16 protein-coding genes are annotated in these 12796 nt (G+C 69.3%); 9 read left to right on the top strand and 7 right to left on the bottom strand.

Features of this window, described 5'->3' with window-relative positions; translation table 11 throughout:
- Window positions 1-22: 22 nt before the first annotated feature.
- Together C492_RS21135 and C492_RS21130 are read left to right on the top strand one after the other, a co-directional pair.
- A complete protein-coding gene (locus C492_RS21135) occupies window positions 23-1036 on the top strand; it encodes a DHH family phosphoesterase (RefSeq protein WP_008427400.1) in 1014 nt (337 codons plus the stop codon).
- A gap of 330 nt (window positions 1037-1366) precedes the next feature.
- On the top strand, window positions 1367-1894 hold the full coding sequence (locus C492_RS21130) for a DUF5813 family protein (RefSeq protein WP_008427398.1): 528 nt from the start codon (window positions 1367-1369) through the stop codon (window positions 1892-1894).
- An 86-nt stretch (window positions 1895-1980) separates the two neighbouring features.
- Here C492_RS21130 and C492_RS21125 read toward each other — a convergent pair whose 3' ends face one another.
- Both C492_RS21125 and C492_RS21120 read right to left on the bottom strand, forming a co-directional pair.
- On the bottom strand, window positions 1981-2211 hold the full coding sequence (locus C492_RS21125; RefSeq protein ID WP_008427396.1) for an Lrp/AsnC family transcriptional regulator: 231 nt from the start codon (window positions 2209-2211) through the stop codon (window positions 1981-1983).
- Window positions 2211-2912, bottom strand: a complete 702-nt coding sequence (locus C492_RS21120) for a potassium channel family protein (RefSeq protein ID WP_008427394.1) — start codon at window positions 2910-2912, stop codon at window positions 2211-2213. The genes C492_RS21125 and C492_RS21120 overlap by 1 nt, the downstream gene beginning before the upstream one ends.
- A gap of 113 nt (window positions 2913-3025) precedes the next feature.
- Here C492_RS21120 and C492_RS21115 point away from each other — a divergent pair, with 113 nt between their 5' ends.
- Complete coding sequence (locus C492_RS21115; protein ID WP_008427392.1) at window positions 3026-3256, top strand: Lrp/AsnC family transcriptional regulator; 231 nt, start codon at window positions 3026-3028, stop codon at window positions 3254-3256.
- 37 nt (window positions 3257-3293) lie between these two features.
- Here C492_RS21115 and C492_RS21110 read toward each other — a convergent pair whose 3' ends face one another.
- Together C492_RS21110 and tmk are read right to left on the bottom strand one after the other, a co-directional pair.
- Window positions 3294-4274 (bottom strand): thiamine pyrophosphate-dependent enzyme, encoded by a 981-nt coding sequence (locus tag C492_RS21110; protein ID WP_204365624.1) that lies wholly within the window; start codon window positions 4272-4274, stop codon window positions 3294-3296.
- Window positions 4275-4375: 101 nt separating this feature from the next.
- Window positions 4376-4990 carry a dTMP kinase gene (gene tmk, locus C492_RS21105; protein WP_008427387.1) on the bottom strand — a complete coding sequence of 205 codons (615 nt, stop codon included), beginning with the start codon at window positions 4988-4990 and terminating at the stop codon, window positions 4376-4378.
- A gap of 106 nt (window positions 4991-5096) precedes the next feature.
- Here tmk and C492_RS21100 point away from each other — a divergent pair, with 106 nt between their 5' ends.
- The 4 genes from C492_RS21100 (at window position 5097) to C492_RS21085 (ending at window position 8456) form a co-directional block, all read left to right on the top strand.
- A complete protein-coding gene (locus C492_RS21100) occupies window positions 5097-6002 on the top strand; it encodes a complex I NDUFA9 subunit family protein (protein WP_008427386.1) in 906 nt (301 codons plus the stop codon).
- Between the two features lie 101 nt (window positions 6003-6103).
- Window positions 6104-6748, top strand: a complete 645-nt coding sequence (gene cofC / locus C492_RS21095; RefSeq protein ID WP_008427383.1) for a 2-phospho-L-lactate guanylyltransferase — start codon at window positions 6104-6106, stop codon at window positions 6746-6748.
- Between the two features lie 67 nt (window positions 6749-6815).
- The gene (cofG, locus tag C492_RS21090) at window positions 6816-7997 is read left to right on the top strand and encodes a 7,8-didemethyl-8-hydroxy-5-deazariboflavin synthase subunit CofG (protein WP_008427381.1); all 1182 of its coding nucleotides are present in this window, start codon (window positions 6816-6818) and stop codon (window positions 7995-7997) included.
- A gap of 216 nt (window positions 7998-8213) precedes the next feature.
- Window positions 8214-8456, top strand: coding sequence for a hypothetical protein (locus tag C492_RS21085; RefSeq protein ID WP_008427378.1), 243 nt, complete (start codon window positions 8214-8216; stop codon window positions 8454-8456).
- Between the two features lie 2 nt (window positions 8457-8458).
- Here the strand turns inward: C492_RS21085 and C492_RS21080 are convergent, their stop codons facing one another.
- Entirely contained in the window at window positions 8459-8728 is a 270-nt protein-coding gene (locus tag C492_RS21080) for a hypothetical protein (RefSeq protein ID WP_008427376.1), read from the bottom strand.
- Between the two features lie 52 nt (window positions 8729-8780).
- Window positions 8781-10154 carry a 7,8-didemethyl-8-hydroxy-5-deazariboflavin synthase subunit CofH gene (gene cofH, locus C492_RS21075; protein ID WP_008427374.1) on the bottom strand — a complete coding sequence of 458 codons (1374 nt, stop codon included), beginning with the start codon at window positions 10152-10154 and terminating at the stop codon, window positions 8781-8783.
- Between the two features lie 183 nt (window positions 10155-10337).
- Between cofH and C492_RS21070 the strand changes: the two genes are divergently transcribed.
- The gene (locus tag C492_RS21070) at window positions 10338-11357 is read left to right on the top strand and encodes a phosphoribosylaminoimidazolesuccinocarboxamide synthase (RefSeq protein ID WP_008427373.1); all 1020 of its coding nucleotides are present in this window, start codon (window positions 10338-10340) and stop codon (window positions 11355-11357) included.
- 237 nt (window positions 11358-11594) lie between these two features.
- Complete coding sequence (locus C492_RS21065) at window positions 11595-12599, top strand: formyltetrahydrofolate deformylase (RefSeq protein ID WP_049893230.1); 1005 nt, start codon at window positions 11595-11597, stop codon at window positions 12597-12599.
- On the opposite strand, the gene C492_RS24810 is transcribed toward C492_RS21065, so the two are convergent.
- Window positions 12596-12763: a DUF7576 family protein gene (locus C492_RS24810; protein ID WP_008427370.1), complete on the bottom strand. Its 168-nt coding sequence runs from the start codon at window positions 12761-12763 to the stop codon at window positions 12596-12598. The genes C492_RS21065 and C492_RS24810 overlap by 4 nt on opposite strands.
- Between the last annotated feature and the right edge of the window lie 33 nt (window positions 12764-12796).

The raw sequence follows: 12796 nt of genomic DNA, 5'->3' as shown, positions 1-12796 counted from the left end.
GCCGTAGCGCCAACTCCCGGTTATGTCGAACGCCGCCGCGGTGCTCTCCCGGCTGCGATCGGCCTCGTCGCTCACCGTGGTCTGTCACGACGATCCGGACCCGGACTCGCTGGCGTCGGCGATCGCGCTCGAGTCGCTCGCGAGGACCGTCGGGGTCGAGACCGTCGACATCCTGTACGGCGGGTCGATCGTCCACCAGCAGAACCGCGCCTTCGTCGAGCTGTTCGACGTCACGCCACGTCGCTACGGCGACGCGAGGCTCGCGGCCACCGACCTGATCGCGTTCGTCGACCACTCGGTCCCCGGCGAGCACAACTCGGTTCCCGCGGAGACGCCGATCGATATCGTGATCGATCACCACCCCTCGGAGGGAGCGATCCCGGCCGACGCGGTCGACGTTCGCGAGTCCTACGGCGCGACGGCGACGATCCTCGCCGAGTATTTCCTGGAGTCGGGGATCGAGTTCACGCCGCGGATCGCCTCGGCGCTGCTGTTCGGTATCCACCGCGAACGGCTCGATTTCTACCGCCAGCCGACCGATCGGGAGTACGCGGTCGCCGCCTCCCTCCACGAGCGCGCGGACGGGGAGCGGCTCCGCGAGCTCTACGGCGTCTCGTTTCTGCCCGACAGCGTCGACGCGTTCGGCGACGTGATCCGCAACCGGACCCGACGCGGCTCCTGTCTGGTCTCCTGTATCGGCCGCCTCGAGAACAGGGTCGCGCTCGCGCAGGGGGCCGACCTCCTCCTCAACGTCGACGGCGTCGACACCGTCTTCGTCAGCGGTATCGTCGGAGACGAGATCCACCTTAGCGGTCGAACCACCAGACGGGGGCTCGATCTCGGCGCGTCGTTCACCCGCCTGTTCGGCGATCGGGGCGACGTCGGCGGCCACGACGACATGGCCGGGGGAAAACTGCCCCTCGGCGACGTCGCCGACGCGACCGAGGACGAGGCCGCGCTCGTCGACCGGATTCGGAACCGCATCGGCCGTCGGTTCCTCGAGGCGATCGCGGACGACGCCGACCCCGACGCGTGAGCGGCGAGTCCGCGACGGGGACCTCGAGAGACGAGAAACCCCACGCTATAGTAACAACTGAAACTGTTTGCACACCGATCGCACAGCAGCCGTGCGATCGGGTGCGCACTGACTTTCAGTGGCTACTATAGGTCCCGGGGAGCGGTCGAAGCGACCGCTTCCGGCCCGATCCCGCCGAGCCGACCGCTCGCCCCCGGGTACGGTATCGGGGACCAACTGCTCGGGGACGGCAAGCGGGGTCGACGCCGTCCGCGTCGACCGCTCGAGCGAACCGCCGCCGACCCGCGCGAAGCGCAACGCCCTTTCGGCCCAGACCCGTTCGTGTCAGTAATGAGCGAGCTTCCCCGATCCGTCGAGCGCGAGTTCGAGAGACACGACGCTTTCGACGAGAGCGACGACGGCTACGAGCTGACGACGACGGTGTTCGAGGCGACGGCGACCGCGAGCGGCGCGGCGGGCGACGGCGACGGACGGTTCCGCGTTACCGTCTCGCTGCCCGCGCTGGACGCGGCGGTCGCCGACGAGACGGTCGCATCGGTCGTCGAGGACGGCTGGTTCGAGACCCTCGAGCGCCGGCTCGCGGACGCCTTCACCGTCGCGCACGCGAACACCCGCGAGGAGTCGACCGTCGACCGCGACGGCGAGACGGTGCGGGTAACGCTGGAGTACGTCGCCCGGGACGCAGCCGAGGGCGTCGCGGACGCCAAGGCCCTGGTCGAGTACGTCGAGGGCACCTACGCCCAGGGGCTGATCCCCGGCTACGAGTACCGCGGGCCCGCGGCGACGCTGCTCGAGAACGCTCAGAGTCGCGGCCGGGAGGCCGCGGAGGACGGCGAGCGCGGCGGAACGCCGATGTAGCGTCGGCGACGCGGCGAGCGCGGCTCGAGGGCGGGATCGACGCTACGCCCGAACGCCCCGACGATGCCGGTTCGGCCGCGGCGACGTCAGTCCATCGCGATGTAGGTCTGCGTGTCCTCGACGCCGTTGATCCCCTGGATCTCCGTCGCCGCGATCTTCTTGACCGCGGCGGGAGTGTCGACGGCCGCCTTCGCGATGATGTCGACGTCGCCCGCGACGATGTGGGCCGCCTCGACGCCCTCGATCGACTGCACGCTGTTTTTGAGTCGGTCCGCCTCGCCCGTGTTCGCCTTGATCATGACGTACGCCGTAACCATCAGTTGACACCTCCCGCGCCCGCGTTCGCCGCCGCACGAGTCGCCGGCTCGCCGACGATCAGCTGTCTGACCTCGCTCAACACCTCGTAATCCGCCAGCACTACGACCCGATCGCCGGTCTCGAGGGACTCGTCCTCGGAGGGGATCCCCAGCGGGCGGTCGCGCTTGCCGAACGCGATGACGGTCGCGTCGGCCGGCAACTCGAGTTCGCTGATCGAGTAGCCGTTGATCGGCGCCTCGTCGGTGAAGGTGAGCTCGACGATCTGGAGGTTCGGCGCGACGTCGGCGATCGCCCGGATCGTCCCGCCCAGCAGGGCGTTTTTCGCCCCGATCGCACCCAGTCGCTCGGGGTAGACGATCTCGTCGACCTCCTCGGCGTACTTGCGGTAGATCCCCTCGCGGTAGGCCTCGTCGATGCGCATGACCGTCCGACAGCCGTGGTGTTTGGCGATCATACAGGCCGTGAAGTTGACGTTCATGTCGCCGGTCAGCGCGCCCACCGCGTCGGCCTCGCCGACGCCGGCCTCCTCGAGGACCGCCTCGCGGGAGCCGTCGCCCTCGACGACCGAAAACTCCTCGTTCCGTGCGCGTCGCACCGTCGTCTCGTCGCGCTCGATGACGGTCACCTCGTGTCCCTCCTCGCGCAAGACACGCGCTGTGCGCAGGCCGACCCGTCCGGCGCCGATGATCACGAACCGCATGAGCGGAGGGTACGCCCGCCCCCGCCAATAAGTTTGCCCTGGTTACCCATGCCACTCTGACGGGTGCCGACGCAAGGCTTTAGTCGTGGCACGGAGTACCACACCGGCGAGAGATGGTTCACGCCTTCATCATGGTGAAGACGGCCGCCGGAAAGTCCGAAGGGCTGCTCGAGTCGATCCGGGGGCTCGGGTCGGTCGCCGAGGCCCACATCGTCGCGGGCAACTACGACATCATCGCCGAGGTCGACACCGAGGAGGTCTACGAGATCCTCAAGGCCGTCTCGTCGGACGTGCAGGGTCTCGAGGGCGTGACCGACACGAAGACCTACATCGCGATGGACTGACCGCGATCCGCGGAGCGATCGACCTCACGCCGTCGGTTCAACGCTCGAGGTCGCGTCTGTCCTCGCGGTCGGCGAATTCCTCGAGACGCGCCCGCTGCTCGGCGAGCCGGGGCGTCGGCTCCGCGTAGACCGGGTCGAACACCTCCCCGGGCTCGGGTTCGGGCGCCGACTCGGCTACCTCGACGGCCTCCTCGAGTTCCGCCTCGACCTCGTCCTCGATCTCCGTGACGTCGTCGTCGTCGAGGACCCCCTCCTCGCGGAGGAACGAGTCGTAGCGCTCGAGGGGGTCGGCCGTGCGCCAGTCGGGCAGCGCCGCGGGCTCGTCGCGGTACCGCGAGGGGTCGTCGCTGGTCGTGTGGGCGCCCTGGCGGTAGGTCAGGCTCTCGACGAGGACGGGTCGGCCCTCGCGGGCGCGCTCGAGGGCGGCCGCGACCAGCTCCCGCACGGCGAGGGGGTCGTTGCCGTCGACCCGAACCCCCTCGAAGCCGTAGGCCTCGGCCTTGCGCGCGATCGTGTCGCTGGCGGTCTGGCGCTCCCGCGGGGTCGAGATCGCCCACCCGTTGTTCTCACAGAAGAAGACGACTGGCGCCTCGAAGACGCCGGCGAAGTTCAGCCCCTCGTGGAAGTCGCCCTCGCTCGTGGCGCCGTCGCCGAGGTAACAGCAGATCGCCTCCTCGGAGTCGCCGTAGTTCGCGGCCATCCCCAGCCCCGCGGCGTGGGGGATCTGGGTCGCGATCGGCACCGCCTGGGGGAAGACGTTCAGGTCGTGGTCGGAGGCGTACTCGGGGTACCCACGACGGAACAGCAGGATATCGCTCATCGGAACCCCGCGGGCGAGTTGCATCGCGTTCGACCGGTACGTCGGCACGAGCCAGTCCTCGGCCGCGAGGGCGTGTGCGGCCCCGACCTGCGATCCCTCCTGACCCCTGTAGGGCGGGTAGCCGCTCATCCAGCCGCGCCGTTGCAGGGCCAGCGCCCGCTCGTCGAACCGACGCTGTCTCTTATACACATCTCTGATGGCNAGATGTGTATAAGAGACAGGTGCATGCGCGTTCCCTCGAAGGGGACGCTGAAAGCGATTGTGGTGGCCGAGGTGTCCGCGACGGGTCCCGCAAGCAGTCAGTCCTCGTAGCGGGCGTCGATCCGGTTCTCGAGGGCGTCTTCGACGCGCTCGAGGACGACCTCCGGCGACTGGGTGGCGTCGATCCGGACGAACCGGTCGGGGTCGCGCTCGATCAGGCGCTCGTAGTTGTCCCGCACCCTCGAGAGATACTCGGCGCGCTCGAACTTGTTGGTCGCTCCCGCCCGCGCCGCGGCCGTCTCCGGATCGATATCGAGGTAGATCGTCAGGTCGGGCTCGATCGAAAAGGCGCTGTGGATCCCGACGACGTACTCGAGCGGGCGGGTGATCCGGCCGTCCTCGGCCAGCGTCGCCCCCTGGTAGGCGTACCGGGAGTCCGAGTAGCGATCCGAGATCACCAGGTCGCCGCGCTCGAGGGCGGGCTCGATCACCCGAGTGAGGTGGTCGGCGTGGTCGGCGGTGTACAGGAACAGTTCGGCCAGCGGGTCGGCGTCCTCGTCTTGAATCGAACGATAGACGGCCTCGCCGTACCACGACCCCGTCTCGCCGGAGGTCGGTTCGGTGGTAAACGTCGCGTCGGGGTGGACGTCCCGCAGGGCCTCCCAGACCGTCGTCTTCCCGCTCCCGTCCAGTCCCTCGAGGGTCACGAGCATACTCGAACTGGCCGGGGCGGACACATGGCTCTGACGAACCCGCGAGGCCGGCGACCCTTACAGTGTCGCCGTCCCCTATTTGTCCGTCGAGGGACCTAGTGGTGGTATGAACGTTCTCGTCGCCGGCGGGACGGGTTTCATCGGAACGCACCTCTGTACGGAACTCCACGAGCGGGGCCACGACGTGACCGCGCTCTCGCGGAGCCCCGACGACGCCGACCTCCCGCCGGGGATCGACCTGGCGATGGGCGACGCCAGCGCCTACGACTCGATCGTCGAGGACGTCGACGGCCACGACGCCGTCGTTAACCTCGTCTCGCTGTCGCCGCTGTACGAGCCCCCGGAGGGGACCGGCCACCGGGAGGTACACCTCCGCGGCACCGAGAACCTCGTGCGGGCCTGCGAGGAACGGGGCGTCGATCGGTTCCTCCAGATGAGCGCGCTCGGGGCCGACCCCGACGGCGCGACCGCGTACATCCGCGCGAAAGGCGAGGCCGAAACGGTCGTCCGGGAGTCCGACCTCGAGTGGACGATCGTTCGCCCCTCCGTCGTCTTCGGCGAGGGCGGCGAGTTCGTCGACTTTACGAAGGAACTGACGACGCCGTACGTGACGGGACTGCCCGGGGGCGGGAGGACCCGGTTCCAGCCCATCTGGATCGGGGACCTCGTCCCGATCCTGGCCGACGTCCTCGAGGACGACGCCCGCGTCGGCGAGACCTACGAGTTCGCGGGCCCGCAGGTCGCCACGCTGGCCGACGTCACCGAACTGGCCTACGAGGCCGAGGGGAAGTCGGTCACCGTCGTCCCGATCCCGATGGAGCTCGCGAAGCTCGGGCTGACGGCCGCGAAGTCGGTTCCGTTCATCCCCTTCGGCCCCGACCAGGCCCGCTCGCTCGAGATGGACAACACCCTCGCGGACAACGACGTCACCGCCTTCGGCGTCGAACTCGAGGACTTGACGACGCTCCGGGAGCACCTCGGTCTCGAGGTCGAGGCGCCGGCGGCAGACTGAGGGACGGACGGCGCGAGAATCGGGCGACCGACCTCGGCACGATCTCGACCCCCCGCCGAGCTCCGACGCGCTTTTGGGCGCGTGCGGGCAACGGTAGCCGAATGCGCGTCCTCGTTCCGTTCGCCGCCGACGCGCCCAAAACCCGCCTCGAGGGCGTCCTCTCGACCGACGAGCGGACGGCGTTCGCCCGGGCGATGCTGCGCGACGTCGTGGCCGCGGTCGACGCCGCCGGCGGCGAGCCCACGGTCCTCTCGACGGCGCCGCTGGCGTTCGAGACGCCGCGAGCGAGAGTCGTCGTCGACGACCGCCCACTCTCCCCGGCCGTCAACGCACGACTGTCGACCGCCCGGGGGGACGACCCCGTCGCCGTCGTGATGGCCGACCTCGCGCTGGCGACCCCCGGCGCGCTCGAGGACCTGTTCGCCGCCGCGGGGGACGTCGCGATCGCCCCCGGCCGCGGCGCGGGGACCAACGCCCTCGTCGTTCGCCACCCCGAGTTTCGGGTGGACTACCACGGCGGCTCCTTCCTCGACCACCGCGAGATCACCGCCGAGATCGGGGCCGACCTCGCGGTCGTCGACTCCTTCCGGCTCGGGACCGACGTCGACGAGCCCGACGACCTCGTCGAGGTGCTCGTCCACGGCACCGACCGCGCCCCCGCCGTCCTCCGGGAGCTGGGGTTCGAGCTCGATGCCGAGAGCGGACGCGTCGGCGTCGCTCGAGCCGGGAACGCGGCCTCGAACTGACGGCCAGCTCGGACCGGGCCGCGGCAACGTGAAGTCCTTATGTACTCGGGACCGACAGTTTCGGGTGATGATTCCCGGCGCGAGCGAGTACGGCGTCGCCCTCGAGATCGACGACGCGGCCGTCGAGCGACTGCTCGCGGTTACCCCCGAGGACGTCGCCGCGCCGCGGGAGCTGACCTTCGCGCGGAACGTCTTCGTCCCGCTGACGACGGCGTGTCGGTACACCTGCACCTACTGTACGTACTTCGACCCGCCCGGCGAGGCCTCGCTGCTCTCCCTCGAGGAGGTCCGGGAGATCTGCGAGCGCGGCGCCGACGCCGGCTGTACGGAGGCGCTGTTTACCTTCGGCGACGACCCCGACGACCGCTACGCCGAGATCCACGCCCAGCTCGAGGCGTGGGGGTACGACTCGATCCACGACTACCTGCGGGCGGCCTGCGAGGTCGCCCTCGAGGAGGGCCTGCTCCCCCACTCGAATCCGGGCGACCAGACGATCGAGCAGCTGGAGACGGTCGCCGACGTCAACGCCAGCATGGGCGTGATGCTCGAGACGACCGCCGAGGTCGGCGCCCACGCGGGTCCCCGACGGAAGGAACCGGGCCAGCGCCTGCGAACCATCGAGAACGCCGGGAAACTGGACGTCGCCTTTACGACGGGGATCCTCGTCGGAATCGGCGAGGACTGGCGCGAACGCGCGGAGAGCCTGCTCGCGATCCGTGAACTGCACGAGCGTTACGACCACGTCCAGGAGGTGATCGTCCAGCCCGTCGCCGAGAACGAGCGCTGGTCCGACGGGAGCCCCACCCTGGAGACGATGCGCCGAGTCACGGCGATGGCCCGCGCCGCCCTGCCCGAGGAGATTTCGGTGCAGGTGCCGCCCAATCTCGCCCCGGCCCGCGAGCTGATCGACTGCGGCGTCGACGACCTGGGCGGGGTCTCGCCGATCACCGACGACCACATCAACCCCGACTACAGCTGGCCCGCCCTGCGCGAACTCGAGGGGATCGCCGACGACGCGGGCGCCCCGCTGTGCGAGCGCCTGCCCGTCTACGAGCGATTCCTTCCCAGCGACCTGCGAACGGATGGGTTCGACGGCGCGGCGGCCGACGGAACCGCGGGGGCGACGGGCCGCCGGAGCGAGGACGCCGACCGCGAGTGGGTCTCGCCGACGATCCGGGCGGCGCTCGAGGCCGCCGACGCGGCGGGCGAGCGGTATCGGCGCGTGCTTCGGGGAACGGCGCTCGAGTAGCGTTCCGTCGCTCTCCGGGACCGTCGGCGCCGGAGAAAACCGCTCCCGGCGGCGCTACGGACCGCTCGCCGACGGGGAACGCCGAGATGGAGTCGCCGGTTCATTCGTACACGTCACGACGGTGGCGCCGGACGTGTGGATCGTCAGGCTCGAGACGTGACAGGCACCCGATCCGTGGGGAGAGGGGTATATGCTCTCTCGGGCCGTACTTATCGTATGCACAGCGACACGATCGCGTTCGGCGCACCGCTTCTCGCCCTCGCCGTCGGCGCGGCGATCCTCGTCGGCGGCCTCTTCGCGGGCGGGTTCTCGCTCGTCTCCGTCCTCGGCGGCGCGATCGTCCTGATCGGCGTCGCCGCGCTCGCGCTCGCGGTCGCCCGCGCGGCGGGCGAGGAGCCGTCGGTGGAACTCGAGGAGCGCGAGGGCGAGGAACCAGGGGTCGCCCGCGGCGCGAAGTGAGATCAGGCGATCCGGTACCGGTCCTCGCCGATCCGCTCGAGGGTCGCCGCCTCGCGCAGACTCACGACGCGACCGGTCGGAGTCGGTTCGGTCGCGGCGTCGGCCGCGACGGTCTCGAGCGTTCCCAGAAGCTGGGCCTTCGGCGGCCCCGGGGTCGCGCCGCAGTCGTAGATCGTGAGCAGTCCGCGCCCGTCCGCGGGCTCGTAGACGACGAGGTGGGCGTGGTTCGGCAGGTGCCAGGCGTCGTCGCCGGACGGAACGAGGTGATTCATCGTACGTACCCGGTCGCACGCCCGGGGGGTGGAAAAAGCTACGCCGAGGCGATCAGTCGTCGGCCGGAGCCGTCCGTTCGGCGGCCTCGAGCAGCGGCGTGCCGTCGGCCTTCGGTCCCAGTTCGGGGCCGAACGGCGGCTCGTCGGGATCGATCACGCGGCGGCGCTCGTAGTCGGTCGAGCGCTCGACCGGAACGCGGCCGATCGAGGAGATCAGGTCGACGTACTCGGCGAACGAGCGGAACTCGCCGTACTCGCCGCCCGCGCGCTTGGTGATCTCCTCGGAGAGGATCGTTCCCATGAAGTCGTCGGCGCCACAGGAGAGCATCTTCAGGCCCTGCTGGTCGCCGTACTTGACCCACGAGGACTGGATGTGGTCGATATTGTCGAGGAACAGTCTCGAGACGGCGATCAGGAGTTCGTCCTCGTCGGCGCTCGCGCCGCCGGAGACGACGTCGTGCTCGAAAAGGGGGGTGTTCCGGTGGATAAAGGAGAGGGGGACGAACTCCGTGATAGCGCCGTCGACGCGCTCTTGCAGGTCGCGGACCCGTTTCAGGTGCATCGCGCGGTGGGCCTCGTTCTCGACGTGGCCGTACATGATCGTCGCCGTCAGGCCCATCCCGACGTCGGCGGCGGCCTCCATCGCCTCGAGCCAGCCCTCGGTGCCGATCTTGCCCGGGCAGATCACCTCCCGGACCTCGTCGACGAGGATCTCGGCGGCCGTGCCGGGAACCGTATCGAGGCCGGCCTCGTGCAGCCGGCGGTAGACCTCCTCGTAGGACCAGTCGGTCCCGCGGCGGGCGTGGTAGGCCTCCTCGGGAGTCATCGAGTGGACGTGGACGCCGTCGACGCTCATCGCCGCGAGCTGGTCGGCGTAGGTGCCGGGATCGGTCCCGTACCGCTCGGGCGGTTTGAAGTTGACTTCCTTGGGTTCGGGGTGAGCGCGGAGGATCTCGAGGTGCTCGTCGTCGAGCGCGAACGCGGGGTGGAGTCCCGACACGGAGGTGACCTCGTAGACCCCCCGGTCGACGGCGTCGGAAACGATCTCGCGCGAATCGGCGGGCGTCTTGGTGAAGCCGGCCGTCTCGGCTTCGTACTCGCTCTCGAAGGTGTGGGCGGCGTCCTTGAAGTTACAGAACAGACAGCCCACGTTGCAGGCCGTGGTGACGTTGTTGTTCAGGTTCGCGACGAAGGTGACCTCCTCGCCGACGTCCTCGGCCCGGCGACGGTCGGCCGCCTCGAGCACCCGCTCCTTGCGTCGGCGGTCGATCCCCTCGCCGTCCGTGCCCGTCGTGAGCAGTTCGATCGCGTCGTCGACCGCGAGTCGGTCGCCGTCGCGGGCCTTCGCGAGGGCGTTCTCGAAGGACTGGTCGGTCTCGGGAACGTGATCGAACGTGAGGTCGTCCTCGGTCACCGGTCGCTCCATCGACGTATCGATACCCGTACAGCGAGAAAAGGATGGTGGTCCCCGGAACCGAACGCCCCGAGCGGACCGCGGGGCTTCGACCCCGATCGTCGGGGCCCGCCCGAATACTGAAACCTTCTTACCGCCCGGCCTCCGCAACTGATACATGAACCGCGGCCGCCCGGCTGCCCAGAGGTGTCTCGGATGACGAGCGTCAAGGAGTTTCACGTCCAGGAGGAGGCCACCGCCGACAGCCTCGGGACGGGCTCGTTCGTCTTCACCGACGACTACTCGGTGTTCGACTGGGGGAAGATGCCCGACCAGATCCCCGACAAGGGCGCCAGCCTCTGTACGATGGGCGCGTTCAACTTCGAGCTGCTCGAGGACGCGGGGATCCCGACCCACTACCGCGGCGTCGTCGAGAACGGGGAGGTGTGCTCGCTCGAGGAGGCCTCCCGCCCGCCCTGGCAGATGGCGATCGACCTGACCCAGGTGCCCGACCTGCCCAACGAGGGCCTGGAGTACGACTACGACAGCTACCACGAGGCCGCGGGCGAGAACTACCTGATCCCCCTCGAGATCGTCTTCCGCAACCGGGTTCCCGTCGGCTCGAGCCTGCGCCGGCGCACCGAGCCCGCCGACCACGGCCTCGAGTTCGAGACGTGGCCCGACGAACCCGTCGACCTCGAGGAACCGATCGTCGAGTTCACCACGAAGTACGAGGAGACCGACCGCCAGCTCGACCGCGAGGAGGCCGACGCGATCGCCGGCAAGGCCGACCTCGACGAGCTCGAGGAGCTGGCCCTCGAGGTCAACGCGGTCATCACCGAGCAGGCCGCCGAGACCGAGCTGGTCCACCAGGACGGCAAAATCGAGTGTCTCTACTACGAGGGCGATATCGGCGTCGCCGACGTCGTCGGCACGTTCGACGAGAACCGCTTCAGCTACGGGGCGACCCAGCTCTCGAAGGAGGTGCTTCGCCAGTACCACAAGCGAACCCAGCCCGAGTGGGTCCAGGCCGTCGAGGCCGCGAAGGCCCGGGCGAAACAGGAGGATATTGCCGACTGGAAATCGCTCTGCGATATCGAACCGAAACCGCTCGACGACCGGGTGCTCGAGACCGCCCGGAACATGTACTGCGCCGGCACCAACACCTACACCGGGATGGACGTCTTCGACGCGCCGCCGCTCTCGAGCGCGATCGGCTCGGTGCAGGGGCTGTAGACGCCGCTTTTCGCTTTCGAACTCGACCGAAGACGCAGTCCTCGCGGGCGGGCCGACGACCCGGAGCGACGAGCGCGATCGACACCGGTGCGACCGCGCTCGAGCGCCAGTCGCCGACGACCGTCCGTCCTCAATTGACAGCAACGATCAGGAACGACGAGTCGCGGCGCTTTTAGCCGGGCGGAAACTGGAACCGATACCGATGACTCGACGACCGCTCGAGCGGAGGTGGCCGCGATGACGACCGACCTGACCGAGATCACCGTGATCGGAGACGACGACACCGGACTGGTCGCCCGCGTGACCAGCCTCCTCTTCGAGCGCGGAGCCAACATCGAGGACGTAGACCAGGCGGTTCGGGACGGGGTCTTCCGGATGACCCTCGCCGTCGACACCGCGGAGATGGTCTGTACCGAGGCGACGCTCCGGGCGGATCTCCACGAGCTCGGCGAGGACCTCGGGCTCGACGTGCAGGTCCGGTTCCCCGCCGACCGCGAGACCCAGCGGATCGCGGTGCTCGGAACCAGCGAGAGCCACTGCCTCGAGGCGCTGTTCGAGGCCTGGACGAACGACGAGCTCGGCGCCGACATCGGCGTGGTCATCGGGAACCACGACGACCTCGAACCCCTCGCCGAGCGCTACGACGTTCCGTTCCACGATATCGGGGACGAGAACGGCCAGCAAAACGAGGAGCGGCTGCTCGAGGTGCTGGCGGAGTACGACGTCGACCTGATCGTCCTCGCGCGGTACATGCGGATCCTCGGACCGAACGTGGTCTTTCGCTACGAGGACCGCATCATCAACGTCCACCCCTCGCTGCTTCCCGCCTTCCCCGGCGCCGAGGCCTACCGCCAGGCCCTCGAGGAGGGGGTTCGCGTCGCGGGCGTCACCGCCCACTACGTGACCACCGACCTCGACCAGGGGCCGATCATCACCCAGCGCGCGTTCGACGTCCCCGACGACGCCAACCTCGAGGAGATCAAGCGGCGGGGACAGCCCCTCGAGGCCGACGCCTTACTCGAGGCGGTTCGGCTCCACCTGAACGGCGACGTTTCGGTCCACCGCGGCCGGACGAGCGTCCGCGAGGGCGAACGCGACTACCAGCTGGGACTTCCCGACGAGGTGGACGAGCTCACGCCGGACCGACCGGTCGACGGGATCGTCGACGTCGTCGACGATGCGACGGACGCGGAAAGCGAGGACGCCGATCGGGAGACCGAGCCGGAGCCGCCGGCGAACTAGTTCGGCGCCCCGTCCCAGGCCTCGCGACAGTCGACGCTGCAGAACTCGTAGTGGACCGCCTCGCCGTTCTCGACGACGCTTACGACCCGACGCTCGCCGTTTTCCGTCACCGGGTCCTCGCAGGTCTGACACGCCGGCGCGCCCTCGTCGTTCGAACCAGTCATCGATCCCGAAAATAGGATGCAGTCACTTGAACG

Source organism: Natronococcus jeotgali DSM 18795, assembly GCF_000337695.1.
GTDB classification, from domain to species: Archaea; Halobacteriota; Halobacteria; order Halobacteriales; family Natrialbaceae; genus Natronococcus; species Natronococcus jeotgali.
Note: the sequence above shows the minus strand (reverse complement) of the source record. Positions and strands in the feature narration are given on the sequence as shown.

Bases quoted from the DNA above. Each gene is read 5' to 3' on its own strand.
- C492_RS21080 (WP_008427376.1), bottom strand. From the start codon at position 8,728: ATGAATCACCTCGTTCCGTCCGGCGACGACGCCTGGCACCTGCCGAAC.
- C492_RS21135 (WP_008427400.1), top strand. From the start codon at position 23: ATGTCGAACGCCGCCGCGGTGCTCTCCCGGCTGCGATCGGCCTCGTCG.
- C492_RS21100 (WP_008427386.1), top strand. From the start codon at position 5,097: ATGAACGTTCTCGTCGCCGGCGGGACGGGTTTCATCGGAACGCACCTC.
- C492_RS24810 (WP_008427370.1), bottom strand. From the start codon at position 12,763: ATGACTGGTTCGAACGACGAGGGCGCGCCGGCGTGTCAGACCTGCGAG.
- cofH (WP_008427374.1), bottom strand. From the start codon at position 10,154: ATGGAGCGACCGGTGACCGAGGACGACCTCACGTTCGATCACGTTCCC.
- C492_RS21130 (WP_008427398.1), top strand. From the start codon at position 1,367: ATGAGCGAGCTTCCCCGATCCGTCGAGCGCGAGTTCGAGAGACACGAC.
- C492_RS21125 (WP_008427396.1), bottom strand. From the start codon at position 2,211: ATGGTTACGGCGTACGTCATGATCAAGGCGAACACGGGCGAGGCGGAC.
- C492_RS21120 (WP_008427394.1), bottom strand. From the start codon at position 2,912: ATGCGGTTCGTGATCATCGGCGCCGGACGGGTCGGCCTGCGCACAGCG.
- tmk (WP_008427387.1), bottom strand. From the start codon at position 4,990: ATGCTCGTGACCCTCGAGGGACTGGACGGGAGCGGGAAGACGACGGTC.
- cofC (WP_008427383.1), top strand. From the start codon at position 6,104: ATGCGCGTCCTCGTTCCGTTCGCCGCCGACGCGCCCAAAACCCGCCTC.
- C492_RS21065 (WP_049893230.1), top strand. From the start codon at position 11,595: ATGACGACCGACCTGACCGAGATCACCGTGATCGGAGACGACGACACC.
- C492_RS21115 (WP_008427392.1), top strand. From the start codon at position 3,026: ATGGTTCACGCCTTCATCATGGTGAAGACGGCCGCCGGAAAGTCCGAA.
- C492_RS21085 (WP_008427378.1), top strand. From the start codon at position 8,214: ATGCACAGCGACACGATCGCGTTCGGCGCACCGCTTCTCGCCCTCGCC.
- C492_RS21070 (WP_008427373.1), top strand. From the start codon at position 10,338: ATGACGAGCGTCAAGGAGTTTCACGTCCAGGAGGAGGCCACCGCCGAC.
- cofG (WP_008427381.1), top strand. From the start codon at position 6,816: ATGATTCCCGGCGCGAGCGAGTACGGCGTCGCCCTCGAGATCGACGAC.